The sequence below is a fragment of the Blastococcus colisei genome (assembly GCF_006717095.1).
GTDB classification, from domain to species: Bacteria; Actinomycetota; Actinomycetes; order Mycobacteriales; family Geodermatophilaceae; genus Blastococcus_B; species Blastococcus_B colisei.
In genome coordinates this window covers 1,171,410-1,197,689 of sequence record NZ_VFQE01000001.1, presented here as the reverse complement: position 1 = coordinate 1,197,689, position 26,280 = coordinate 1,171,410, and the positions used below count along the sequence as shown (strand labels likewise).

Annotated in this window: 18 protein-coding genes; 6 read left to right on the top strand and 12 right to left on the bottom strand. The window is 72.9% G+C overall.

Features of this window, described 5'->3' with window-relative positions:
* Positions 1-4 precede the first annotated feature (4 nt).
* The 10 genes from FHU33_RS05700 to FHU33_RS05655 form a co-directional block, all read right to left on the bottom strand.
* On the bottom strand, positions 5-1,021 hold the full coding sequence (locus FHU33_RS05700; RefSeq protein ID WP_211355010.1) for a uroporphyrinogen decarboxylase/cobalamine-independent methonine synthase family protein: 1,017 nt from the start codon (positions 1,019-1,021) through the stop codon (positions 5-7).
* 62 nt (positions 1,022-1,083) lie between these two features.
* Complete coding sequence (locus FHU33_RS05695) at positions 1,084-2,943, bottom strand: bifunctional metallophosphatase/5'-nucleotidase (protein ID WP_142024481.1); 1,860 nt, start codon at positions 2,941-2,943, stop codon at positions 1,084-1,086.
* 96 nt (positions 2,944-3,039) lie between these two features.
* Positions 3,040-4,107 carry a tRNA 2-thiouridine(34) synthase MnmA gene (gene mnmA / locus FHU33_RS05690; protein ID WP_281281670.1) on the bottom strand — a complete coding sequence of 356 codons (1,068 nt, stop codon included), beginning with the start codon at positions 4,105-4,107 and terminating at the stop codon, positions 3,040-3,042.
* 2 nt (positions 4,108-4,109) lie between these two features.
* Complete coding sequence (locus tag FHU33_RS05685; RefSeq protein WP_142024479.1) at positions 4,110-5,300, bottom strand: cysteine desulfurase family protein; 1,191 nt, start codon at positions 5,298-5,300, stop codon at positions 4,110-4,112.
* A gap of 37 nt (positions 5,301-5,337) precedes the next feature.
* Entirely contained in the window at positions 5,338-6,801 is a 1,464-nt protein-coding gene (locus FHU33_RS05680; protein ID WP_142024478.1) for an MFS transporter, read from the bottom strand.
* Positions 6,802-6,927: 126 nt separating this feature from the next.
* Positions 6,928-7,890, bottom strand: coding sequence for an electron transfer flavoprotein subunit alpha/FixB family protein (locus tag FHU33_RS05675; RefSeq protein WP_142024477.1), 963 nt, complete (start codon positions 7,888-7,890; stop codon positions 6,928-6,930).
* Between the two features lie 33 nt (positions 7,891-7,923).
* Complete coding sequence (locus FHU33_RS05670; protein ID WP_142024476.1) at positions 7,924-8,703, bottom strand: electron transfer flavoprotein subunit beta/FixA family protein; 780 nt, start codon at positions 8,701-8,703, stop codon at positions 7,924-7,926.
* A 129-nt stretch (positions 8,704-8,832) separates the two neighbouring features.
* A complete protein-coding gene (cds1, locus tag FHU33_RS05665) occupies positions 8,833-9,933 on the bottom strand; it encodes an L-cysteine desulfhydrase Cds1 (RefSeq protein WP_142024475.1) in 1,101 nt (366 codons plus the stop codon).
* Positions 9,934-9,974: 41 nt separating this feature from the next.
* A complete protein-coding gene (locus FHU33_RS05660; RefSeq protein ID WP_142024474.1) occupies positions 9,975-10,760 on the bottom strand; it encodes an enoyl-CoA hydratase/isomerase family protein in 786 nt (261 codons plus the stop codon).
* Positions 10,761-10,824: 64 nt separating this feature from the next.
* Complete coding sequence (locus FHU33_RS05655) at positions 10,825-11,637, bottom strand: ABC transporter ATP-binding protein (protein ID WP_142024473.1); 813 nt, start codon at positions 11,635-11,637, stop codon at positions 10,825-10,827.
* 62 nt (positions 11,638-11,699) lie between these two features.
* Here FHU33_RS05655 and glgX point away from each other — a divergent pair, with 62 nt between their 5' ends.
* A complete protein-coding gene (gene glgX, locus FHU33_RS05650; RefSeq protein ID WP_142024472.1) occupies positions 11,700-13,859 on the top strand; it encodes a glycogen debranching protein GlgX in 2,160 nt (719 codons plus the stop codon).
* A gap of 91 nt (positions 13,860-13,950) precedes the next feature.
* Here glgX and FHU33_RS05645 read toward each other — a convergent pair whose 3' ends face one another.
* Together FHU33_RS05645 and glgP are read right to left on the bottom strand one after the other, a co-directional pair.
* Positions 13,951-14,907 carry an FHA domain-containing protein gene (locus tag FHU33_RS05645; RefSeq protein ID WP_142024471.1) on the bottom strand — a complete coding sequence of 319 codons (957 nt, stop codon included), beginning with the start codon at positions 14,905-14,907 and terminating at the stop codon, positions 13,951-13,953.
* A gap of 135 nt (positions 14,908-15,042) precedes the next feature.
* Complete coding sequence (glgP, locus tag FHU33_RS05640) at positions 15,043-17,592, bottom strand: alpha-glucan family phosphorylase (RefSeq protein ID WP_142024470.1); 2,550 nt, start codon at positions 17,590-17,592, stop codon at positions 15,043-15,045.
* Positions 17,593-17,742: 150 nt separating this feature from the next.
* Between glgP and FHU33_RS05635 the strand changes: the two genes are divergently transcribed.
* From FHU33_RS05635 to glgB, 5 genes are read left to right on the top strand one after another with little or no spacing between them, the layout of a single operon-like run.
* The gene (locus FHU33_RS05635) at positions 17,743-19,776 is read left to right on the top strand and encodes an alpha-1,4-glucan--maltose-1-phosphate maltosyltransferase (RefSeq protein ID WP_142024469.1); all 2,034 of its coding nucleotides are present in this window, start codon (positions 17,743-17,745) and stop codon (positions 19,774-19,776) included.
* Between the two features lie 48 nt (positions 19,777-19,824).
* A complete protein-coding gene (treS, locus tag FHU33_RS05630) occupies positions 19,825-21,672 on the top strand; it encodes a maltose alpha-D-glucosyltransferase (RefSeq protein ID WP_142024468.1) in 1,848 nt (615 codons plus the stop codon).
* Positions 21,669-23,042: a maltokinase N-terminal cap-like domain-containing protein gene (locus tag FHU33_RS05625; protein WP_142024467.1), complete on the top strand. Its 1,374-nt coding sequence runs from the start codon at positions 21,669-21,671 to the stop codon at positions 23,040-23,042. Before treS ends, FHU33_RS05625 begins: the two co-directional genes overlap by 4 nt.
* 46 nt (positions 23,043-23,088) lie before the next feature.
* The gene (locus tag FHU33_RS05620; protein WP_142024466.1) at positions 23,089-23,448 is read left to right on the top strand and encodes a hypothetical protein; all 360 of its coding nucleotides are present in this window, start codon (positions 23,089-23,091) and stop codon (positions 23,446-23,448) included.
* Positions 23,445-26,153 carry a 1,4-alpha-glucan branching protein GlgB gene (gene glgB, locus FHU33_RS05610; protein ID WP_211355009.1) on the top strand — a complete coding sequence of 903 codons (2,709 nt, stop codon included), beginning with the start codon at positions 23,445-23,447 and terminating at the stop codon, positions 26,151-26,153. Before FHU33_RS05620 ends, glgB begins: the two co-directional genes overlap by 4 nt.
* Positions 26,154-26,280: the final 127 nt, after the last annotated feature.

Genomic DNA, 26,280 nt, shown 5'->3' with positions numbered 1-26,280 from the left:
TGGATCACTCCGGCAGGAGGTACCTCGCCGCCTCGCGGACGTGCGCCATCGCCGCCCGCGCGTACGCCGGCGTCGCCCCGGCCAGCCCGCAGGACGGGGTCAGCGTCACGGCGGCCGACAGGTCGTCGGCCGGGAACCCCAGCTCGCGCCACCATGCCTGCACGCGGGAGGCCGTCGCCTTCGGGGCGGACAGGGTCGTGTCCGTGCCGGGGACGACGCCGGGGACGAGGTGGATGCCGGCCTCGATCGCGGTACCGACGGCGTCGAGGTCCTGCACGAGGCCGAGGTCGAAGGAGACGGCCGCGGCGCCGGCGGCCCGGAACAGCTCGATCGGCGCGCGCGGCGCGCAGCAGTGCACGACGACCGGGACCGGCAGCCGGACCACGAGGTCGGCGAGCTCCTGCTCGACCACGGCCGCCTCGACGGCCGGGAGCTTCCCGAAGCCGCTCACCGTGGGCAGCCCACCCTGCAGGACAGCGGGGACGGACGGCTCGTCGAGCTGGACGACGACGGAGGCGCCGGGCACCCGGGCGGCCACGGCGGCCACGTGGGCCGCGAGCCCCTCCGCGAGCGACTGCCCCAGGTCCCGGCGGGCACCGGCGTCCACGACGGCGCGGTCGCCGCGGGTGCGCTCCAGCCCGGCGGCCAGCGTCCACGGGCCGGCGGCCTGCAGCTTGAGCGGACCGGTCCAGCCGTCCGCGACGTCGTGGAGCGCGTCCAGGTCGCGGGCGAGGAGCTCCTGCGCGCGCCGCTGGTCGATCCCCGCCCGCGGCACCAGCCGCCAGCCTCCGGGCGTCAGGTCGAACGCCAGGTCGACCAGGAGCGCGGCGCTGCGGCCGACGAGGTCGGCACCGGGACCGCGGGCGGGCAGCTCCGGCAGGTGCGCGAAGTCCGGCAGCTCCCCGACCACCATGCGCATCGCCTCGACCGGGTCGGTCCCGGGCAGGGACCCGACACCGGAAGCGGGCCCCCAGGTCGCGGGGACCGGCTGGGGGTCTACGGGATCGCTCGGGGTGGTCACGACGGCGACCGTAGCCGCCGCACCCGGCGCCGGGCGCGGCCCTGGTCCAGCAGAAGAGCCGCTCAGCAGGAGAGCCGCTCCGCCGTGGGCACGACCGCGCCGCGGGCCGGCGGGCTCACCGGCGACGACGCGGCGAGGTGGGCGGCGACGGCATCGGTGTCGGTCATGCCGGGGACGACGTCCGTCCCGCCGGCGAAGGACGTGTAGCCGTCGCCTCCCTCGCGCAGGTAGGCGGTCATCGCGACCCGGTAGCGCCTCTCGGGCTCGATGCGGTTCCCGTCGAGCAGCAGGGAGCACGGGTCCACCCGGTCGCCGGGCGGCCGGGCCGGGTCGTAGCGGTAGGACAGCCCCTGGGACGTGCTCAGGACGACGGCGCCGCCACCGGCGAACTGGTGCTCGAGAGCCACGCGGATGTCGGCACCGGACACGGTGACCGCCTCCACCGGGAACCGCATGGGCATCGCGCGGAACACCTCCCGGTAGGTCACCGTGCCGTCGGGATCGCCCGGACCGCTGCCGGCATACCGGAGGTCGCCGCGCAGCATCCCCAGGTTCATGAAGGCGAGCACCGGGTCGCCGAACTCCGGGCCCTGCACGGCGGCGAGGAGGGCGTCGGCGACCAGGACGCCCATCTGCGACTCCGGAACCGCCGCGGCCGGCACGTCGCCGACGAGCGTGGCCACCGGGCGGTCGCCCTCGGGCGCGGCGCGCTGCGTCCAGTGGTCCACGATCCGGCGCACCCGGGGATCCTCCGCCGTCCGGTACACCGGAACCGCCGCCACCGTGACCGAGGCCCGGTCGACGTCGCCGTCCGGCGCCACGACGAACCGCAGGTCGGTCAGCGAGAGCCCGTAGGTGAGGGCCTGGGTGAACGGGCGGAGGTCCCCGTCCGGGTCGGGCAGCATGCACGTGTAGGAGCTGTGCGTGTGCCCGCCGACGACGGCGTCGACGGCCGGCGACAGGGCCGCGTTGAGGTCGTCCATCCGTGTCCCGGCCAGGTCCCCGACGCAGGTGTCGGGACGTCCGCCGGCGCCCTGGATGCCGCCCTCGTGGGCGACCAGGACGATCGCCTCGACCCCGAGCTCCTGGAGCTCGGCCGCGTACCGGTTCGCCGCCTCGACGGGCTCCTGCACGACGAGGCCCGCCAGACCCGAGGGCCGCACGAACGCCTCGGTGTCGGTGGTCACCACGCCGATCAGCCCGATCCGCGCACCGGTGCTGGTGGTCGCGATCTCGTACGGCGGCAGCGCCGGGCGGCCGGTCTCCCGGTCCACCACGTTGGCCGCCAGGTACGGGAAGCCGGCCCCATGGAACACCTCCCCGGAACTGTCCCGGAAACACGTCCCGCCGGAGGTGCCGACATCGGCGCAGGCGTCGACGTCGTCGAGGTAGGTCCCGTCGGTCGCACCGGAGAGCCGGAACAGCTCGTCCTGGCCGCGGTCGAACTCGTGGTTGCCCGCGGTCGCCACATCCAGCCCGAGCGCGTCGATCACCTCGATGGTGGGCTCGTCGGCGAAGGCCGCCGAGGTCCAGGGCGAGGCACCGACGAGGTCGCCGGCGGCCACGAACAGGCTGTCGGCCTCCGGGCCGCCGAAATCGGTCCGCAGCCGCTGGGCCGTGGCGGCCAGGTGGGCCGCGCCGCCGAGGGCGGCGGTGCCGTCGTCGGCCGTCCCCGGCAGCCCGTCGGGGCCGGGCCCGTCGTCGACCAGGGCGACGGTCTCGTCGGGCGGCGGCGGGGCGATCCGGCCGTGGAAGTCGTTGATCGCGAGGATCTGGACCGGGGTGGCCACCGGCTGTGCCGACGGAGGGCCTCCGGCGATCGCCGTCTCCTCGCCCTCGGGCGCCACCCGGCCGACGCACCCGGCGGCGGTCAGCGACAGCGAGACGAATACGGCCCCGGCCCCCCTGCCCCAGCTGCGCACCCGTGCTCCCCCGACTCGTCTGCTCCGCCAGCCGACCACAGGACGGCCGGAGCGGCGACCGGGACGGCGACGCGCGCGAGCCCGCCCGGTAGGGAGTCAGCCGGCGGACGTCACCGCGGCCTGGCCGAGCACGCGATCCCCGCGCGCGGCGTCCGGCTCGTAGAGCACGGCGGACTGGCCCGGGGCCACGCCCCGCTGCACCTCGGCGAGCAGGACGGACAGCCCGCCGTCCGGCTCGCGGCGCACCTCGCAGGCCACCGGGGTCGCGTGCGCCCGGAGCTGCACCTGTGCCGAACAGGGCAGTTCGGGAGCCGTCCCCGACCAGGTCGGGACGCCGGTACGCACCTCGCGCACCCCGGCGAGGTCGGCGGTCCCGATGGTCACTGTGCGGGACACCGGTTCGATGCCCAGCACGTACCGCGGGCGCTGGTCCCCGACCGCGACCCCCAGCCCGCGGCGCTGACCGACGGTGAAGCCGTAGGTCCCGTCGTGCTCCCCCACCTGCCGGCCGGTCGCCGCGTCGACGACCGGCCCGGGGAGACTGCCCAGCCGACGGGCCAGGAAGCCGCGGGTGTCGCCGTCGGGGATGAAGCAGATGTCGTGCGAGTCGGGCTTGGCCGCGACGCCGAAGCCGCGCTCGGCCGCGATCTCCCGCACCCGGTCCTTCGTCATGGAGCCCAGCGGGAACATCGCCGCCGCCAGCTGCTCGGGCGTCAGCACCCCCAGCACGTACGACTGGTCCTTGGCGGCGTCCACCGAGCGCCGCAGCTCCCCGTCCTCGAGCCGGGCGTGGTGGCCGGTGACGACGGCGTCGAAGCCGAGCCCGAGCGCCCGGTCCAGCACCGCGGAGAACTTGATCTTCTCGTTGCAGCGCAGGCACGGGTTCGGCGTCCGGCCCGCCGCGTACTCGGCCACGAAGTCGTCGACGACGTCCTCGGTGAAGCGGTCGGCCAGGTCCCACACGTAGAACGGGATGCCGAGCTCGTCGGCGACCCGGCGGGCGTCGTGGGAGTCCTCGACGCTGCAGCAGCCGCGGGATCCGCTCCGCAGCGTCTGCCGGTTCTGCGAGAGGGCCAGGTGCACCCCGGTGACGTCGTGGCCGGCGTCGACGGCGAGCGCCGCGGCCACCGCGGAGTCCACTCCACCGCTCATCGCGGCGAGCACCCTCACCGTCGGCCAAGCCCTGCGCGGCGGGCACGCTCGACCACCGGCGCGATGACGTCGAGCAGCGCATCCACGTCGGCCGCCGTCGAGGTGTGGCCGAGGGAGAACCGCAGGGAGCTGCGCGCGCGGTCCGCGTCGGCGCCGGTGGCCAGCAGGACGTGGCTGGGACGGGCGACGCCGGCGCTGCACGCCGAGCCGGTCGAGCACTCGATGCCCCGGGCGTCGAGCAGCATGAGCAGCGCGTCGCCCTCGGCACCCGGGAACGACAGGTGCGCGTTGCCCGGCAACCGGCCCGGTCCGCCGTTCACCCGGTCGTCCAGAGGGGCGCCGTTGAGCTGGGCGTCGGGCACCTGGTCCACGACACCGGCGACGAGCCGGTCGCGCAGGCCGGACAGCCGCGCGGCGCGCTCCTCGCGCGAGCCGACGGCAGAGACGGTGGCGACGGCGAGCCCGACGATGGCGGCGACGTCGAGCGTTCCCGACCGGACGTCACGCTCCTGCCCCCCGCCGTGCAGCAGCGGCGTGCAGTCGGCGTCGCGGCGCAGCAGGAGGACGCCGGCACCCATCGGGCCGCCGAGCTTGTGGCCGGTCATGGTGAGCGCGTCGACCCCGCTCGCGTCGAAGTCGACCGGCACCTGTCCCACGGCCTGCACCGCGTCGGTGTGCAGCGGGACGCCGACCTCGTGGGCCACCGCCGCCAGCGCCGGGATGTCGCTCACCGTGCCGATCTCGTTGTTGGCCCACATGACGCTGGCCACGGCGACGTCGTCGCCGGTCCCCAGGGCCTCGGCCAGGGCGTGCGGGAGCACGCGCCCGCTCGGCTCGACCGGCAGCCAGGTGATCTCCGCGCCGTCGTGCTTGGCCAGCCACTCGACGCTGTCCAGGACGGCGTGGTGCTCGGCCGGGCTGACCACGATGCGGCGGCGCCGGGAGTCGGCCTGCCGCCGGGCCCAGAAGAGACCCTTGACGGCGAGGTTGTCGCTCTCGGTGCCGCCGCCGGTGAAGAGCACCTCGGACGGGCGGGCACCCAGGGCCTCGGCGAGCCGCTCGCGGGACTGCTCCGCGGCGCGCCGGGCGGCGCGGCCGCTCGCGTGCAGCGAGGAGGCGTTCCCGACCCGGCCGAGCTGCTGCGTCATGGCAGCCAGGACCTCGGGGAGCACCGGCGTGGTCGCCGCGTGGTCCAAGTACGTCACCGGACCTCCTCGCTGGCGCTCGTCGGCCACGTGACCGTCATGCTCCTTCTCCGCGTGATCTCGCAAGCCCGGTCACCGCCACGAGCGTAGACGCGGGCGTCGTCGCGCCCTGGGGAGCTCCGGCGCGGGGTGCCAGCCATGCGCCCACGAGGGCAGGCCCGGTGAGGAGGGCGACGGCGAGCAGCACCGCCGTGGGGAAGGCCAGCAGGCCGGCGGCCGCCGCGGCCACCAGTACCCCGACCACCCCGACGCACACGGCGGACGTGGTCACGTCGGCGATCTGGAACGCGGCCGAGTCCGCGCCGCGGCGCTCCTCCGGCGACTGCTCCAGGAGCAGCACGCTGAGGCTCGGCATGCCGAGGCCCATGCCGAGGCCTGCGACCGCCCACGTCCCGTAGGTCGGCCACCCCTCCAGACCGGGGACGACGACGAGCGCGGTCCCGGCGAGCCCGGCCGCCAGCAGCACGAAGCCGAGCCTGAGCAGCACGACCCGGGCAACGTCGGGCCGGCGGCCCTGCAGCTGCGAGGCGATCGCCCACCCCAGCGCGCCCGCGGTGAGCGGGATGCCGGCGGCGGTGGGGCTGTAGCCGTGCAGCTGGGTCAGCGACAGCGGGAGGAGGGCGTCCATCCCGAAGAAGGCGCCGGCCAGGAGGCCCCGTTCGCCGATGACCGCGGGCAGTCCCGGCCGGAGCCGGGCGGTACCCGGAGGGACGAGCGGGCGGAGACCCACGACGAGGACGCCCGCACCCACTACCGCGATGCCGAGGGCGAGCAGGTCCAGCCGCTGGCCCGCGTACTGGAGAGCGGCGACGCCGACACCGGCGAGCAGCGCCCACCACCGGCGGGCGGAGGCGGGCACGGTCACGCCCTCGGGTGCGCCGAACCTCCGGAGGGCGGGCAGGAGGAGGGCCAGCCCGAAGAGGATCAGCGGCAGCATCCCGAGGAACACCCAGCGCCAGCCGACGTGCGTGGTGATCAGGCCGGCGAGCAGCGGGCCGACCAGGGCGGGCAGCACCCAGGCGGCGGAGAAGGCGGCGAAGAGCTTCGGCCGCAGTGCGGAGCGGTAGGCGCGCCCCGCGACGACGTAGAGCGAGACCGCGATGATCCCGCCGCCGACGCCCTGGACCGCACGGGCCGCGACGAAGACGGCCATGTGCCCCGCGAGGCCGCCGGCCAGCAGTCCGGCCGCGAAGACCGACACCCCCGCGAGCAGCGCGATGCGCGAACCGCGTCGGTCGCCGAGGTCACCGCCCAGGACCATGCCGAACACCGACGCGACGAGGAAGGCGCTGAACGGCCAGCCGTACCACGCCAGGCCGTCCAGCTCGCCGACGGCCGTCGGCATCGCCGTCGCGACGGCCATGGACTCGAAGGCCACGAAGGTGACCAGCATGAGCAGTCCGGCGGTGGTGAGCCGGTGCGCCCGGTCGAAGACCGTCGGCGGCCCGCTGGTCCCCACGTCGATGCCCAACCTCTGCTGCTCGCCGGTGCTTCCCGCCATGTCTCTTCCGTACATGCGTCGAGCGCCGGCCCCCTTGGAGGCCGGCGCTCAGGTGACGTGCTGGAACGGCTTCGCTGCAGGGGCCCGCGCCGCGCGGAGCGTGGCGTGGGGGGCAGCGAGGTCCTTCTACTTGCGGGCGGTGATCTGCTCGGTGGCAGCCGGGACGACGGTGTTCAGGTCGCCGACGACGCCGAAGTCGGCCAGCTCGAAGATCGGGGCCTCGGGGTCCTTGTTGATGGCCACGATGGTCTTCGAGGTCTGCATGCCGGCGCGGTGCTGGATCGCACCGGAGATGCCGACGGCCACGTAGAGCTGCGGCGAGACGGTCTTGCCGGTCTGCCCGACCTGGAAGCTGTGCGGGTAGAAGCCGGAGTCCACCGCGGCGCGGGAGGCGCCGACGGCCGCGCCGAGGGAGTCGGCCAGGGCCTCGATGATCGCGAAGTTCTCCGCACTCGCCACACCGCGGCCACCGGAGACGACGATCGAGGCCTCGGTCAGCTCGGGGCGGCTGCTCTTCTGCTCGACGACGCGGTCGACGACCTTGGCCAGCTTGGCGGAGTCGGAGACGCTCACCGTCACCGGCTCCTCGGCGGCGGCCGCGGGGGCCGGCTCCGGGGTGACCGAGTTGCCGCGCAGGGTGTAGATCGGGGTGCCGACCGTCACCTGGGAGTGCACGATCGTCGCCCCGGCGAAGGCGACCTGGGTCGCGGTGCCGTCGGCGGCGATCTCGGTGACGTCGGTCAGGAAACCGCTGCCGGTCTTGATGGCCAGCCGGCCGGCGATCTCCTTGCCCTCCGGGGAGGACGGGATGATCACGGCGGCCGGCGACTTGTCGGCCACCAGCTGCGCCAGAACCTCGGCCTTGGGGGCGACGAGGTAGCCCTCGACGTCGTCGGACTCGGCCACGTAGACCTTCGCCGCGCCGTACTCGGCGAGGGCGTCCTTCACGCCGGCCGCGGTGCCCGGGGCGCCGAGGACGACGGCCGACGGCTCACCGAGCGCGCGGGCCGCGGTCAAAGCCTCCAGGGTGGTCTTGCGGACGCCGCCGCCGGCCGGGTCGAGCTCGGCCAGGACCAGGATCTCTGCCATGGGGGTTCTCCTCTTCCTTCGATCCGGGCCGGGTCAGACGATCTTCTGCTGGGCGAGGAAACCGACGAACTTCTCGGCGCCGTCACCCTCGTCGGTGACCTTCACGCCCTCGCCCTTCGGCGGGCGACCGGCGAAGTCGAGCACCTTGCTGGTGGCGTTCGCCAGACCCACGGTGCCGGCGTCCAGGCCCAGGTCGGCCAGCGACCTGGTCTCCACCGGCTTCTTCTTCGCGGCCATGATCCCCTTGAACGAGGGGTAGCGCGGCTCGTTGATCGTGTCCCAGGTGGAGACGATCGCGGGCAGCGGCGCCTCGACGGCCCAGTAGCCGCCGTCGGTCTGCCGCTCGATCCTCGCCGTCCCGCCCTCGATGGTGAGCTTGCGGGCGCCGGAGAGCTGCGGGATGCCCAGGCGCTCGGCGAGCAGCGCCGGCATGACCGACAGCTGGGCGTCGGTGGCCTCGGCGCCGCAGAGCACGAGGTCGTACTCCAACTGACCCAGTGCCGCGGCGATGACCGCCGAGGTCTGCACCGCGCACGACCCGTGGATCGCGTCGTCGACGACGTGCACGGCCTTGTCGGCACCCATGGAGAGCGCCTTGCGGATGGCGTCGGTGGCCGAGTCGGGGCCGACGGTCAGGACGGTGACCTCGCCGCCCTCCCGGTCGCGCACGAGCAGCGCCTCCTCGATGGCGTACTCGTCCATCTCGTTGATGACGTTGTCGGCCGCGGCGCGGGCGACGGTGTTGTCCGCCGGGTCCAGCTTGCGCTCACTGCCGGAGTCCGGGACCTGCTTCACAAGAACGACGATGTTCATCGCGCTGACCTTCCTCAGGACGCGTTCAGGACGCGGGCACGCGGGCCCGCCTGGCTCCGATCATCGAGGCTACTGGCAGGTAACGCGGCGGCGGCGCCAGGGGCGGGTGACGAGGGTCACGCGACCCGATCAGGTGGGGGCCCACTCCCCCGTCGCCGCGAACCGGGCCAGCGTGGCCGCGTGCGGCGCGAGGTCGAGCCGCTGCTCGGCGACCCACTCGTCGGAGTAGTAGGTGTGGGCGTACCGCTCGCCGCCGTCGCACAGCAGGGTGACGACGCTGCCGCTCCGGCCCGCGGCGACCATCTCGGCCACCAGCTGGAACGCGCCCCAGAGATTGGTGCCCGTCGACCCGCCGGCCCGCCGGCCGGTCACCCGCTCGAGCTCCCGCATCGCCGCCAGCGAGGCGGCGTCGGGGACGCAGATCATCCGGTCGACGATGGTCGGCACGAACGACGGCTCCACCCGCGGCCGGCCGATCCCCTCGATGCGCGAGGACCGTCCGGTCGCCGTCGACGGGTCCTGGTCGCGCCAGCCGGGGAAGAACGACGACCCCTCCGGGTCCACGACGGCCAGCCGGGTGGGCAGCCGCCGGTACCGGAGGTAGCGGCCGATCGTCGCGCTCGTGCCGCCGGTGCCCGCGCCGACCACGACCCACTCCGGCAGCGGGTGCTGCTCCAGCGCGAGCTGGCTGAAGACGGATTCCGCGATGTTGTTGTTGCCCCGCCAGTCGGTGGCCCGCTCGGCGTTGGTGAACTGGTCGAGGAAGTGACCGCCGCACTCGGCCGCGAGCCGGCGGGCCTCCTCGTAGATGTCGGGCGCCCGGTCCACGAAGTGGCAGCGGCCGCCGTGGAACTCGATCAGCTCGACCTTCTCGGGACTGGTCGAGGCTGGCATCACGGTGACGAACGGCAGCCCGAGCATCCGCGCGAAGTAGGCCTCGCTGACCGCCGTCGACCCGCTGGACGCCTCGACGACGGTGCTGCCCTCGGTGATCTGTCCCGAGCAGAGTCCGTAGAGGAACAGCGACCGGGCCAGCCGGTGCTTGAGGCTGCCTGTCGGGTGCGTCGACTCGTCCTTGAGGTAGAGCTCGACGCCCCACTCGGGTGGCAGCGGGTACACCAGCAGGTGCGTGTCGGCGCTGCGCCGGGCGTCGGCCTCCACGATGGCGACGGCACGGTCGACCCAGGCGCGGCTCACCGGGTCGGACCGGTCGACGTCGCCGCTGCTCATCGGCACATCCTCGCGCGACACCGGTTTCCCCGGATCCCGTGTCACCGGCCGGAGAATGTGGCCTTGCCCGGACCGCTCTCGAGGAACGAGCGCATCCCCGTCTTCTGGTCCTCGGTGTCGAACAGCTCGGCGAACAGGCGGGACTCCAGGGACAGGCCGTCGTCGAGGGTGCCGTCCAGCCCCTCGTCGATCGCCCGCTTGGCCGCGGCGAGCGCCAGGGGCGGGCCTGCGGCGAACTTCCTCGCCATGGCGACGGCGGTCGCGTACACCTCGTCGTCGGGCACGACGGCGTCGGCGAGGCCGATCTCCAGAGCCTCCTCCGCGCCGACGTGCCGCCCGGTGAACACGAGGTCCTTGGCCTTGGCCGGCCCGACCAGGCGCGCGAGGCGCTGGGTGCCACCGGCGCCGGGGATGACGCCGAGCTGGATCTCCGGCTGGCCGATCTTCGCGCTCGCGCCCAGCACCCGGAAGTCGGCGCACAGCGCCAGCTCGTAGCCGCCGCCGAGGGCGTATCCGGTGACGGCGGCGATGACCGGCTTCGGCAGTCGGGCCACCGCCCGGAAGGAGTCCTGGAGCTCGCGGCCCCACTCGCGCATCCCCGCGCCGTCGAGCTGCGACATGGCCTTGATGTCCGCGCCCGCGGCGAAGACCCGCTCGCCGCCGTAAAGCACCACGGCGCGCACGTCGGCGCGCTCGGACGCCTCGGTGGCCGCGGCCCGCACCTCCCGGTGCAGCTGCTCGTCGATCGCGTTCATCTTCGGCCGGTCGAGGCGGATCGTGCCGACCCCGTCCTCCACCTGCAGGGTCACGAACTCGGGCGCTGCCATGTGCGGTCCTCCAGGAGCCGGGCGGTGTCGTCCAGGGCGTCGTCCGAACCCTAGCGAGGCGTGCTCAGGCTGCCCGGCGGGCGGTGAAGCGACCGTTCCGGCGCTCGAGGGACAGGCCGAGCCCGAACGTCTCCGACAGCGCCTCGGCGGTGAGGACGTCGTCCGCGGCACCGACCGCGACCACCTCTCCCCCGCGCAGCAGCAACGCGTGGGTGTACCCGGGCGGGATCTCCTCGACGTGGTGGGTGACCAGCACCTGGGCCGGCGCGTAGTGGTACCTCGCGAGATCGGACAGCCGGGCGACGAGGTCCTCCCGGCCGCCGAGGTCGAGCCCCGCACCCGGCTCGTCCAGCAGCAGCAGCTCGGGGTCGGGCATGAGGGCCCGGGCGATCTGGGTGCGCTTGCGCTCGCCCTCGCTCAGCGTGCCGAACGGCCGGTGGGCGTACTGCGCCACCCCCCACTGCTCCATCAGGATCCCGGCGCGGGTCAGGTCGTGGACGTCGTACTGCTCCCGCCACCGGCCGACCACGGCGTAGCCGGCGGAGACCACGATGTCGCCGGTCTTCTCCGACGGCGCGATGCGCTGGGCGAGCGAGGCGCTGGTCAGCCCGATGCGCGGGCGGAGCTCGAAGACGTCGACGGCGCCGAGGGTCTCCCCCAGCAGCCGGACCTCCCCGCGGGTGGGGTGCATCAGCGCCGCGGCCAGCTGCAGGAGCGTCGTCTTCCCCGCCCCGTTCGGCCCCAGGACCACCCACCGGTGCTCGGCCTCGACGGTCCAGTCCACGCCGCGCAGGAGGTGGTTCTCCCCCCGGACGACGTCGACCCCGGTCATCCCGACGACCGCCTCGCCGGCGGCTGTGCTCGACACGCCCCCCATCCAACCAACCTCGCGCGGCGAACCTGCGCGTGCATCGACCAGGGAGTTGGCACGATCGCGGCATGAGCGGACCAGGGACCGACCGCACCGGCGCCGATCGGGGCCGCGAGGTGCTGCCGGGCAGCCCGGCGCCCCTCGGCGCGGTCTGGGACGGCACCGGGACCAACTTCGCGCTGTGGTCGGCGGGCGCCCAGGCCGTCGACCTCTGCCTCTTCGACCCCGACGGCACCGAGCACCGCCACCGCCTCGAGGAGACGACCCACCAGGTGTGGCACGGCCGGGTACCCGGCGTGGGCCCTGGGCAGCGCTACGGCTACCGCGTCCACGGCCCGTACGACCCCGCGGCAGGGCTGCGGCACAACCCGGCCAAGCTCCTGCTCGATCCCTACACCCGCGCCGTCGACGGCGACCTGCGGCTGCACCCGTCGCTGTTCGGTTACCCGGACGACGCCGTCGACGGCACCGCCCGTGACGACCATGACTCCGCCCCCCACGTGCCGCGCGGCGTCGTCATCCACGACTTCTTCCCGTGGGACGGCGACCGTCCGCTGCGCACCCCGTGGTCGGACACCGTCATCTACGAGGTGCACGTCAAGGGCGCCACGGCGACCCACCCCGACGTCCCCGCGCATCTCCGCGGCACCTACGCGGGCCTGGCCCACCCGGCGTTCGTCGAGCACCTGCAGGCGCTGGGGGTGTCGGCCGTCGAGCTCCTGCCGGTGCACCACTTCGTCAGCGAGCCGCACCTGTTGCGCCGCGGCCTGACCAACTACTGGGGCTACAACACGCTCGGCTACTTCGCGCCGCACGCGGCGTACAGCTCTTCGGGCAGCGGCGGCGGGCAGGTACTGGAGTTCAAGACGATGGTCAAGGAGCTGCACGCCGCCGGCATCGAGGTGATCCTCGACGTCGTCTACAACCACACCGCCGAAGGCGACCACACCGGCCCGACGCTGTCGTTCAAGGGCATCGACAACGCCGGCTACTACCGGCTCGACGGCGGGAACCGGTCGCGGTACACCGACTACACCGGCTGCGGGAACACCCTCGACGTGCGCCGTCCCGCCGTCCTGGCGCTGCTCATGGACTCGCTGCGCTACTGGGTGACGGAGATGCACGTCGACGGCTTCCGGTTCGACCTTGCCTCGGCGCTGGCCCGCTCGATGCACGACGTCGACCGGCTGTCGGCCTTCTTCGACGTCGTCCACCAGGACCCGGTGGTCAGCAACGTCAAGCTGATCGCCGAGCCGTGGGACGTCGGCCCCGGCGGCTACCAGGTGGGCAACTTCCCACCGCCGTGGACGGAGTGGAACGCGAAGTACCGCGACACCGTGCGCGACGTCTGGTCCGGCGCGCACGTCGGCGTCCGCGACCTCGCCTACCGGCTGACCGGGTCCTCTGACCTCTACCGCTCCGACGGCCGGCGCCCGTTCGCCTCCATCAACTTCGTCACCGCCCACGACGGCTTTCCGATGCGCGACCTGGTCACCTACGAGCGCAAGCTCAACGAGGCCAACGGCGAGGACAACCGGGACGGGGAGAGCCACAACCGCGGCTGGAACTGCGGCGTGGAGGGCGAGACCTCCGACCCGGAGGTGCAGACGCTGCGGGCGCGGCAGGTGCGCAACCTGCTGACGACGCTGCTCGTCTCGACCGGTGTGCCGATGCTCACCGCCGGCGACGAGCTCGGCCGCACCCAGCAGGGCAACAACAACGCGTACTGCCAGGACAACGAGGTCTCCTGGATCGACTGGGTGGACGTCGACGAGGACCTGCGTGCCTTCGTCGCACGCCTCGTCCGGCTCCGGCGCTCTGCACCGGTACTGCGGCAGGAGGCGTTCTTCGAGGGGTACGAGATCCCCGGCACCGGCGGCACCCGCGACCTGGCCTGGTTCGCGCCCGACGGCGGTCAGCTGTCGACGCAGGACTGGTTCGACACCGGTCTGCAGACCCTCGGCATGTACCTCGACGGCCGCGGCATCCGGCACCGCGACGAGCACGGCCGGCCGGTGGTGGACGACTCCTACCTGGTGCAGCTGCACGCCGGACCCGAACCGGTGACCGTGCAGCTGCCCGGACCACCGTGGGCGGACGGCTACGAGCTGGTCCTCTCCACCGAGTACCCGACCGGCGCCTCGCCGGAGTGGACCGTCGTCCCGCCCGGCGCCGCCGAGCTTCCCGCCCGCTGCGTCTGGCTGCTGCGAGTGCTCCGCCGCCCCTGAGGCTCGTCCTCCACCGGGAATCACCGAGGCATAGGTGCCTCTACCTGCGTATTCGCCTCGACAACGCAGGTAAAGGTACCTATGCCTGGGTTCAGTCCTGGGGCTGCTCGAAGGTGATGACCGTCCAGCCGAGCAGGAGCCGGTCGCCGTCGGACAGCGGGTGGGCCACCCCCGGCTCGAGCTGGGTCCACTCGGTCGCCTCCGGGCCGGCGACGTGGGTGCCGTTGAGCGACCCGAGGTCGACCAGCGCCACCTCGCTGCCGGAGCGCTGCAGCGCGGCGTGCGCGGAGGACAGCACGTTCTGGGTGTCGGCGATCGGCACCGGCCGTGCGCCACCGCTGGTGACCATCTCGTGGTTGTCGGGACGGCGCCCCAGCACGATGTCCTCGTCGACGGTGACGACCATGCCATCGTCGAAGCGGAGCACCGGCGCGGCTGCCTTGTCCGGGCGCCAGAAGGCCGTCTGCTCGCCGGAGTCCGGCGCAGCGCTCGCCCGGCTGGCACCCGAGCTGAAACCGGCGTCGGATCCGGCGGTGAACGACGACGGGGCGGACGCCGGCACGGCCGAGGACGACGAGGGTGCCGCGGCGGCCAGCTGCAGCATCGCGCCCGAACCGGGAACGGTGCCCTCGACGAGGTCGAAGGCGACCCCCGGCGGCATCTGCGGCGCGGCCTGGCCCGGGCCGACGTAGAGGGTCTGGCCGAGCTGGAAGCCGGAGGCGAGGGTGCCCCCCTCCACCGCGGAACCGGACACCGGCACGCCGTCGACGGCCGGCTGCCCCTTCCCCGACCAGAGGGCGACACCGGTGCCGGTGCCCCCCGTCGTGTCGGCGATCACGAGGGCGAAGGACGCGGCACCGTGGGCGAGCGAGCCCACCTGGCCGGCAACGGCGGCGAGCACGCGGTCGGCACCGGGACCCGAGACGCCGAGGCAGGCGTGCAGGGCGGCGACGAGAGCGGGCGAGCCTGGAGCGTCGACCCACAGCAGTCCGCCGCCGCGGCGGGCGACGACAGAATCTCCGGGGAGCACTTCACAGCGGTCAGGCATGGCCTCCAGCCTAGTGATCGGCACGGGCTCTCGGCGCGCCCGCGAGCCCGCCACGCCGGGCGGTCACCACGTTCCGCGAGGTGGATGGGACTGGCGTGGTGCAAGTGCGGCAGTCAGATGCATGGTGCACGACGTTCATGCGCTGCTCACCACACCGAGCTCGGCGGGATCGGCCATGCGCTCGGAGTGCGGCAGCACGCGAACGGTGTAACCGAAGGCGCCCGTCCGCTCCAGCGGGACGGTCGCGGTGAACCAGTGCCGCGAGCCGTCGGTGTGCTCGTGCGCCATGGGCACGCTGGTCACGTCGTGCAGGCCGTCGGCGTCGTCCACCCGGCCGTAGGCCGCCTGCACCTGGACGTCCCCGGGCGCGAGCCCCGGCAGCTCCACCTCGGCCCGCAGGGCCAGGGTCGTGCCGATCTCGGGGGTGTCCCCCGCCCCCGTCGCCTCGACGTGCGCCACGCGGACGTCGTGCCAGTGGGACAACAGGTGACCGCGCCACGCGGCCTCCTCGCGGGCCGGCGCGTATCCGTCACCTGCCATCGCGCGAGCGGAGCCGGCGGCCGGCACGTAGAGCGCCTGCACGTAGTCGCGCACCATGCGGGTGGCCAGGACCTTCGGCCCGGTCTCGCGCAGCGTGTGCCGCACCATCTCCACCCAGCGGCCGGGGACGCCGTTGGCGTCGCGCTCGTAGAACCGCGGCAGGACCTGGTTGTCGAGCAGGTCGTAGATCGCCCGCGCCTCGACCTCGTCGCGCCGGTCGGCGTCGCTGACGCCGTCGGCCGTCGGGATCGCCCAGCCGTTCTGGCCGTCGAACCACTCGTCCCACCAGCCGTCGCGGATGGAGAGGTTCAACCCGCCGTTCAGCGCGGCCTTCATGCCCGACGTTCCGCACGCCTCCAGCGGCCGCAGCGGGTTGTTCAGCCAGACGTCGCAGCCCCAGTAGAGGTAGCGCGCCATGCCGATGTCGTAGCCGGGGAGGAAGGCGATGCGGTGGCGGATCTCGGGGTCGTCGGCGAACTCCACCATCTGCTGGATCAGCTTCTTGCCGCCGTCGTCGGCCGGGTGGCTCTTGCCCGCGATGATCAGCTGGATCGGCCGTTCCGGGTCCAGCAGCAGCGCCTTGAGCCGCGCGGGGTCGCGCAGCATCAGGGTCAGCCGCTTGTAGGAGGGCACCCGGCGGGCGAAGCCGATCGTCAGGACGTCGGGATCGAAGGCGGTGTCGGTCCAGCCCACCTCGGCCTCCGTGGCGCCGCGGGACAAGGCGGTCTCGCGGATCCGGCGGCGCACCTCGTCGACCAGCCGGGAGCGCAGGGTCCGGCGCACGGCCCAGAGGTCACCGGCCGCGATGGTGTCCACGCCGTCGAAGTGGACGGGCCCGTCGACCTCGACCGGGTCGCCCTGGCTGGTCGTCTGCGTGCCCATCTCGACCAGCTCACGGGCGGTCCAGGTGGGGGCGTGCACGCCGTTGGTGATCGAGCCGATCGGCACGTCGCGCTCGTCGAAGCCCGGCCACAGGTCGCTGAACATGCCGCGGCTGACGTGGCCGTGCAGCTCGCTGACGCCGTTGGCCCGCTGCCCCAGCCGCAGGCCCATGTGCGCCATGTTGAACTTCGTCGGGTCCTCCTCGGCCCCGAGCACGAGGAGCTCGTGCATCGGCACGCCGAAGCCGGCGAAGTAGCGCTCGATGAGCGCCTTCGGGAAGCGGTCGATGCCGGCCGGGACCGGGGTGTGCGTGGTGAAGACCGTGCCGGCCCGCACCGCCTGCAGCGCCTCGGGGAACGACAGGCCGTGGGCCTCGGTCAGCTCGCGGATCCGCTCGATGCCCTGGAAGCCGGCATGCCCCTCGTTCGCGTGGAAGACCTCCGGCAGCGGCGTCCCGGTGAGGCCGCAGTAGGCGCGCACGGCACGGACGCCACCGATCCCCAGCAGCATCTCCTGGCGGAGCCGGTGGTCCTCGTCGCCGCCGTAGAGCCGGTCGGTGACCAGCCGCTCGGCCGGCGCGTTCTCCTCGATGTCGCTGTCGAGCAGCAGCAGCGACACCCGGCCGACCTGCGCCCGCCAGACGTGGGCGTACAGGGTGCGCCCCTCCGGGAGCGGCACCGTGATGACCGCTGCCGACCCGTCGGGCTCGCGCAGCAGCTTCACCGGGAGGCCGTGCGGGTCCAGGGAGGGGTAGTGCTCGAGCTGCCAGCCGTCGGCCGACAGGCCCTGCGTGAAGTACCCGGCCCGGTAGAGCAACCCGACGCCGATCAGCGGCACGCCGAGGTCCGAGGCGGCCTTGAGATGGTCGCCGGCCAGGATGCCGAGCCCGCCGGAGTACTGCGGGAGAACCTCGGTGATGCCGAACTCCGCCGAGAAGTAGGCGATGCTCGCCGGCGCCTCCTGCCCGAGGGACTGGTACCAGCGCGGCGTCGTCAGGTACTCCTCCAGGTCGTCGACCGCGTCCTGGAGCCGCCGGAGGAACCGGCGGTCCTTGGCCAGCTGACCGAGACGCTCGGCCGACACCTCCCCGAGCGCCCGGACCGGGTCACCGCCACAGCTCTGCCAGAGCCCGGGGTCGAGGGTCTCGAACAGGTCGCGCGTCTCCGGGTGCCAGGACCACCGGAGGTTCATCACGAGCTGGGACAGGGGAGTCAGGGGGTCGGGCAGCGCCGCACGGACGGTGAACCGACGAAGAGCACGCACCGGCCGAGACTAACCAGCCGACGGCGCACCGCCAGGGGTACGGACGAAACTTCCCCGGGCACCTGTCCCACCGCTCCGACGGGTGAGGCGCATGGGGCGTGATCGTGGTCGAGGTGCTGGTGGGGCGGGACCTCAGTAGCGTGGGCCGCGATGACTGGCCGCGCTGATCTCCGCCTCGGCATCTCCGATGTCGCCCCCGTCGTGTCCTGCGGGTCCTTCTCCGCCCGAGCGGTGGTGGGAGAGCACCTGCCGATCACGGCCACCGTGTTCCGCGAAGGCCATGACGCCGTCGCGGCGAACGTCGTGTGGACCGCACCCGGTGGGGACGACTCGACCGGTCCGTTCGTGCGCATGGCGAAGCTCCCCCCGGAGCCCGACCGCTGGATCGCCACCGTGGTGCCCGACCGCGAGGGGCGCTGGAGCTTCTGCGTCGAGGCGTGGAGCGACCCGCTGGCCACCTGGCGGCACGCCGTCGAGGTGAAGGTCGAGGCCGGCCAGGGGGCCGAGGATCTCGCCAACGACCTCGAGGAGGGCGCGCGGTTGCTCGACCGGGTCGCGGCCGATGCCGGCGACGACTTCCGGGACCGGGTCGCCGCCGCGGCCGCCGCGCTGCGCGACACCTCGCAGGAGCTGACCGTCCGGATCGCGCCCGCCCTGGCCGCGGGCCTGCAGCGCTACCTGCACGAGCACCCGGTGCGCGAGCTGGTCACCCGCTCGCCCCGCTACGAGGTGTGGGTCGACCGGCGGGAGGCGCTCTACGGCTCCTGGTACGAGTTCTTCCCGAGGTCGGAGGGCCCGGTCGTCGGGGGCAAGCCCACCCACGGCACGTTCGCGAACGCCCAGGACCGCCTGCCGGCCGTCGCGGAGATGGGCTTCGACGTCGTCTACCTGCCGCCGATCCACCCGATCGGCACGGTGAACCGCAAGGGGCCGAACTCCAAGGAGTTCCCCGGCGGGAACCCGCACGAGATCGGTCCGGACGACGTCGGCTCCCCGTGGGCCATCGGCAGCGCCGAGGGCGGCCACGACGCCGTCCACCCGCAGCTGGGCACCATGGACGACTTCACGGCCTTCGTCACCCGGACCCGCGAGCTGGGCATGGAGGTGGCGCTGGACTTCGCGCTGCAGGCCGCGCCGGACCACCCGTGGGTCGAGGCCCACCCGGAGTGGTTCACCACCAAGCCCGACGGCACGATCGCCTACGCGGAGAACCCGCCCAAGAAGTACCAGGACATCTACCCGATCAACTTCGACAACGACCCCGAGGGCATCTACGCCGAGTGCCTGAGGGTGATCCGGGTCTGGATCGACGCGGGCGTGAAGATCTTCCGCGTCGACAACCCGCACACCAAGCCGCTGAACTTCTGGCACTGGCTGATCTGGGAGGTCAAGCGGACCGATCCCGACGTGCTGTTCCTCGCCGAGGCGTTCACCCGGCCGGCGATGATGCACCAGCTGGCCCGCATCGGGTTCACCCAGTCCTACACGTACTTCACCTGGCGGACCGAGCGCGGCGAGCTCGAGGAGTACGGCCGCGAGCTGGCCACCAACTGCCACTACATGCGGCCGAACTTCTTCGTGAACACCCCGGACATCCTCCACGAGTCGCTGCAGTTCGGCGGCCCGCCGATGTTCAAGATCCGCGCCGTGCTGGCGTCGATGATGAGCCCGACCTGGGGCGTCTACTCCGGGTTCGAGCTCTTCGAGCACGTCGCGGTGAAGCCCGGCAGCGAGGAGTACCTCGACAGCGAGAAGTACCGGCTGCGCCCCCGCGACTGGGCGGCCGCCGAGGCATCGGGGCGCAGCCTCGCGCCGTACCTGCGCCGGCTCAACGAGATCCGTCGCGCGCACCCGGCCCTGCAGCAGCTGCGCACGCTGCACTTCCACGCCGTCGACAACCCGAACCTGATCTGCTTCTCCAAGACCGACCCGGGGTCGCAGGACGCGGTGCTCGTCGTGGTGAACCTGTCCAGCCACAACACCCAGATCGGGACGACGTCGCTGGACCTGCCCGTCCTCGGCCTGGACTGGCACGAGCGGTTCGGCGTCACCGACGAGCTCAGCGGCGCCTCCTACGACTGGGGTCAGTTCAACTACCTGGAGCTGGACCCCTACCGGGAGCCGGCCCACGTCTTCGCGGTCACCCTCCCCCGGCAGGCGCACTTCCCGCCGCCGGTCACCTGACCCTCCCCTCCTGATCGCCCGCGAACCGAACGAGGTCTGTCCCCGCCGATGACCGTTCCCGTCCCCGACTTCCCCGACAGCCGCTCCGCACTGCCGCCGCCCGGCACTGATCCGGAGTGGTTCAAGCGCGCGGTCTTCTACGAGGTCCTGGTGCGCGGCTTCGCCGACAGCAACGCCGACGGCGTCGGCGACATCCGCGGCATGATCGACAAGCTGGACTACCTGCAGTGGCTCGGCGTCGACTGCCTGTGGCTGCCGCCGTTCTTCGCCTCTCCGCTGCGCGACGGTGGGTACGACGTCAGCGACTACACCGCCGTCCTGCCGGAGTTCGGGGACATCGAGGACTTCCGCGAGTTCCTCACCGAGGCCCACGCGCGCGGGATGCGCGTGATCATCGACTTCGTCATGAACCACACGTCGGACCAGCACCCCTGGTTCCAGGCCAGCCGCAGTGACCCCGAGGGCGACTACGGCGACTTCTACGTCTGGGCCGACGACGACACCGGCTACGCCGACGCCCGGATCATCTTCGTCGACACCGAGAGCTCGAACTGGACGTTCGACCCGGTGCGCAGGCAGTACTTCTGGCACCGCTTCTTCAGCCACCAGCCGGACCTCAACTTCGAGAACCCGAAGGTGCAGGAGGCGATCATCGACGCCCTGCGCTTCTGGCTGGACCTGGGAATCGACGGCTTCCGGCTCGACGCCGTGCCCTACCTCTTCGAGGAGGAGGGCACCAACTGCGAGAACCTGCCGAAGACGCACGAGTTCCTCAAGCAGGTGCGGAAGGTGGTCGACGCCGACTACCCCGACACGGTGCTGCTCTGCGAGGCCAACCAGTGGCCGGCTGACGTCGTCGAGTACTTCGGCGAGAACGGCGACGAATGCCAGATGGCGTTCCACTTCCCGGTGATGCCGCGCCTGTTCATGGCCGTGCGTCGGGAGCAGCGCTTCCCGATCTCGGAGATCATGGCGCAGACGCCGGACATCCCCGACAACTGCACCTGGGGGGTCTTCCTCCGCAACCACGACGAGCTGACGCTCGAGATGGTCACCGACGAAGAGCGCGACTACATGTGGGACGAGTACGCCAAGGACCCCCGCATGAAGGCCAACATCGGCATCCGCCGGCGGCTGGCCCCGCTGCTGGACAACGACACCAACACCCTCGAGTTGTTCAACGCCCTGCTGCTGTCGCTGCCGGGTTCGCCGGTCCTCTACTACGGCGACGAGATCGGCATGGGCGACAACATCTGGCTCGGTGACCGCGACGGCGTCCGCACTCCCATGCAGTGGACGCCCGACCGCAACGGCGGGTTCTCCACCGCGGACCCGCAGCGGATGTACCTGCCGCTGAACCAGGACCCGGTCTACGGCTACCAGGTCACCAACGTCGAGTCGCAGCTGCGCAACAGCAACTCGCTGCTCCAGTGGCTGCGCCGGATGATCCAGGTCCGCAACGAGCACCCCACCTTCGGCCTCGGATCCTTCGAGGAGATCGGTTCGCGCAACCCGACGGTGCTGTCCTTCGTGCGCAGGTTCGGCGACGACGTCGTGCTCTGCGTGAACAACCTGTCCCGGTTCCCGCAGCCGGTGGAGCTGGACCTGCGCCAGTTCGAGGGCTACACGCCCATCGAGCTGACCGGCCGCGTGGAGTTCCCGCAGATCGGCGTCCTGCCGTACATGCTCACCCTCGCCGGGCACGGCTTCTACTGGTTCGAGCTGTCGCGGCCCGCGCCGGAGGCCGTCGTCGACGAGCACGAGGACTGGGAGAGCGCCACCTCCAGCTCGGTCGCCGACGCCCTTCTCGCCGCCGGGCTGGTGGAGGCCGCCGAGGAGACCCCCGGCGACAACGCTCCGGACAACCGCGCCCCCGACTCGGGAGACGACCGATGAAGGCCCTCACCGACCTGTTCCGCGACTGGATGCCGCACCAGCGGTGGTTCGGTGGCAAGGGGCGCGAGTGGGCCGAGGTGAGCGAGAACGGCTTCTTCCTCGACCGCGGCAACCCGGTGCTGTCGGTGCACCGCGTCCGGGTGACCTACGCCGACGGCGCACGGGAGACCTACCTCGTGCCGCTGTCGTGGCGCGACCACCCCGCCGAGGAGCTGGAGTCGGCGTTCGTCGGCGCGATCGCCAACGACGGCAAGGAGACCTACGCCTACGACGCGATGCGCGACCGGGACGCGACGCCGTCGTGGCTCATCCACCTGGTCAACGCCTCCACCGTCGGCCCGATGCACTTCCACCCGGCCGGGGTCGCCTACATCCCCGAGGGGCTGCCCGGCGACATCGTCTCCGGCGAGCAGAGCAACACGTCGCTGATCTACGGCCAGGAGGCCATCCTCAAGCTGTTCCGCCGGCTGGAACCGGGCCTCAATCCCGATGTCGAGGTCCACGCCGCCCTCCGCAGCACGGAGAACGAGCACATCGCCCCGCTGCTCGGGCACATCGAGATCGATGAGGACGACGACCCGTCGACCCCGCCCGCGACCGTCGCGATGCTGCAGACCTTCGTGCCCAACGCCAGCGACGGCTGGCGCCTGGCCACCGCCAGCGTCCGGGACCTCTACGCCGAGGGCGACCTGCACGCCGACGAGGTCGGGGGCGACTTCGCCGGCGAGAGCGAGCGCCTGGGCGCGGCCACCGCGTCGGTGCACGCCGACATGGCGGCGGTGCTGCCCACCGAGCCGGCCGACGACGAGTGGTACGGCGCCGTCGCCGCCCAGATGAACGACCGGCTGACGGCGGCGATCGAGGTCGTGCCGCAACTGGCCGAGCACGCCGAGCGGATCCGGGCCCTCTATTCCGCGGTGGCCGAGAGCCGCGAGCCCGTCGTCCGCCAGCGGGTCCACGGGGACCTGCACCTGGGCCAGGTGCTGCGCACCGCGACCGGCTGGATCGTGCTGGACTTCGAGGGCGAGCCGGCCCGGCCGCTGGCCTCCCGCCGCGAGCTCGACAGCCCCCTGCGCGACGTCGCCGGCATGCTCCGCAGCTTCGACTACGCGGCCCGGCACATGCTGGTCGAGCAGCCCGACGACACCCAGCGCGCCTACCGGGCGCAGGAGTGGGCGGCCCGCAACCGGGCGGCGTACTGCACTGGCTACTCCACCGCGAGCGGACTGGACCCGTGCGGCGAATCACCACTCCTTCGGGCGTTCGAGGCGGACAAGTGCGTTTACGAGTGCGTCTACGAGGCACGGAACCGTCCGCACTGGCTGATGATCCCGCTGAACTCGCTGAGCCGACTGACCAGCCACGAGTGATGCGCCCGCCGCACGAGACCCGAGCACCCCAGAGGACGGCGAGACTATGACGACCGACCGAGGAAGCAACCCGGACAGCGGAGGCGTGGCCGACAAGGACGACCTCCAGCGTGCCGTCGAGGAGCGCGTCGCCGCGGTCGATGCGGCCGCCGGCAGCGAGCCGATCGTGAACGCCCCCGAGCCGGTGCAGGCGGAGGAGCCGGCGGCCACGGCGTCGCCGACCGAGCGCGTGACACCGGAGAAGAGCACCGCGGACAACAGCGCGACGGCCAATCCCGTGGTCGCACCCGCCCCGGTCGCAGAGCCGGGTGACGCCGCCGCCGCGCCGGCGCCGCAGCCGGGCCCGCCCAGCCCCGACCCCGCGGAGCCGAACACGCCCCAGGTGACCGACGAGGGGAACGCATGACCAGCGACGAGCGGGGCGCGCGCCCCGTGTCCGACAAGGACGACCTGCAGCGCGCCGTCGAGGAGAAGGTCGAGGCGGCAGACGCCGTTGCTGGCAGCGAACCGGTCGTGAACGCTCCACCCGCCGAGAAGGCCGCCAAGCGGACGACGAAGAAGGCCGCACCCGCGAAGAAGGCGCCCGCGAAGGCCCCCGCCAAGAAGGCGCCGGCGAAGAAGGCACCCGCCAAGCGCGCGGCGTCGAAGGCGACCCCCGAGCCGGGCTCCGACGCGGGAGCCATCACCCCCCCGGTGGTGGCGCCGGCGCCCGTCGCCGAGCCTGGCGTCGGCACCGGGACGCCGGCCGAGCAGCCGGTGGCCCCCTCCCCCGACCCGGCCGAGCCGAGCACCCCGCAGGCGCCGGGCGGGACGGCGGACCGCGCGGCCGCGCCGTCCGCGGCCCTGGAGACCAGCACCCCGCCGGACCTGCAGAACGCCGAGCCCGGCCACTCCTCCCCCTCGGCAGAGGTGCGCGAGATCAGCGACGACGACCTGCGGGCGGTCGTCGAGGGCTGGGCGCACGACCCGCACGGGGTCCTGGGCACCCATCGGACCGGGGACGGCTGGGTGGTCCGCACGCTGCGACCCGATGCCGTCTCGGTCGCCGTCCTGGACGAGGACGGCTCCCGCTACGAGGCGCGGCAGCTCCACGGCGGCGGCATCCACGAGGCGCGCCTCCCGCAGCAGCCCGGCGACTACCGCATCGAGGTCGTGTACGGCGACGGCGAGGGCGGGCAGAACACCTACACCGTCGACGACCCCTACCGCTGGATGCCCACCCTCGGGGAGATCGACCAGCACCTCATCCGTGAGGGCCGGCACGAGCGGCTCTGGGAGGTTCTCGGCGCCCACGTCCGGCGCTACGACACCCCGCGCGGCACCGTCGAGGGCGTCTCGTTCGCGGTGTGGGCACCCAGCGCCCGCGGCGTGAAGGTCACCGGCGACTTCGACTACTGGGAGGCGCGCGCCTACCCGCTGCGCTCCCTGGGCTCTTCCGGCGTCTGGGAGATCTTCATCCCCGGCGTCCAGGCCGGCAGCCGCTACCGCTTCCACATCCTGGGTGCCGACGGCACCTGGCGGCAGAAGTCCGACCCGATGGCCTTCGCCACCGAGGTCCCGCCGCTGAACGCCTCGGTGGTCACCGAGTCCGCCTACGAGTGGAACGACGACGCCTGGCTGGCCGAGCGGGCGGCCGCCGGCTGGCACGAGCGGCCGATGAGCGTCTACGAGGTGCACGTCGGCTCGTGGCGCCAGGGGCTCTCCTACCGCGAGCTGGCCGACGAGCTCATCGACTACGTGGTGGCGGCGGGGTTCACCCACATCGAGTTCATGCCGCTGGCCGAGCATCCCTTCGGCGGCTCGTGGGGTTACCAGGTCACCTCCTACTACGCGCCCACGTCGCGCTACGGCAGCCCCGACGACCTGCGCTACCTGATCGACCGCGCCCACCAGGCCGGCATCGGGGTCATCGTCGACTGGGTTCCCGCCCACTTCCCCAAGGACGACTGGGCGCTCGCCCGCTTCGACGGCACCCCGCTGTACGAGCACGCGGACCCGCGGCGCGGCGAGCAGCTGGACTGGGGCACCTACGTCTTCGACTTCGGCCGTTCCGAGGTGCGCAACTTCCTCGTCGCCAACGCGCTCTTCTGGTGCAAGGAGTTCCACGTCGACGGTGTCCGGGTGGATGCCGTCGCGTCGATGCTCTACCTGGACTACTCGCGGGACGAGTGGCTGCCCAACCAGTACGGCGGCCGCGAGAACCTCGAGGCCGTCGCGTTCCTGCAGGAGATGAACGCCACCGTGTACCGCGAGGTGCCCGGCGTCGTGACCATCGCCGAGGAGTCGACGGCGTGGCCGGGCGTCACCCGGCCGACGCATCTCGGCGGCCTGGGGTTCGGCTTCAAGTGGAACATGGGCTGGATGCACGACTCGCTGGCCTACGTCGAGCGAGCGCCGGTGCACCGCAGCTACCACCACGGCCAGCTGACGTTCTCGATGATGTACGCCTACTCCGAGAACTACGTCCTGCCGATCAGCCACGACGAGGTCGTGTACGGCAAGGGCTCGATGCTGCGGAAGATGCCCGGCGACCGCTGGCAGCAGCTGGCCAACCTGCGCGCCTACCTCGCCTACATGTGGGCCCACCCCGGCAAGCAGCTGCTGTTCATGGGCTCGGAGTTCGCCCAGGACGCCGAGTGGGCGGAGAGCCGCTCGCTGGACTGGTGGCACCTCGACGACCCGGCGCACCGCGGAATCCTGCAGTTGGTGACCGACCTGAACGGCCGCTACAAGGAGTTCGACGCGCTGTGGTCGCTGGACGTCGACCCGGCCGGGTTCCAGTGGATCGACGCCAATGACGCCACCGGCAACGTGCTGTCGTTCCTCCGGTACGGAAAGCCGGCCGACGACGGCGAGAGTCCCGGCGAGGGATCCGCGCTGGCCTGCGTCGTCAACTTCTCGGGTGCCCCGCACCACGGCTACCGGATCGGCCTGCCGCGCGAGGGGCACTGGCGCGAGGTGCTCAACACCGACGCCGAGGGCTACGGCGGCTCCGGGGTGGGCAACCTGGGCGGCGTCGAGGCCGAGCCCGAGCCGTGGCACGGCCAGCCGTACTCGGCCACCGTGGCGGCGCCCCCGCTCGGCACGGTCTGGCTGCTGCACGAAGGCTGAGCCGCTGCACCGCAGGGGCACTCCGGCGCGCCGGAGTGCCCCGCGCGCGCTCTCGACCGGGCATCCTGGGGCGGCTGTCGTACCCGCCGGCCGCCCCGAGCGAGTCCGGCCCACTGACAAGGGGAGC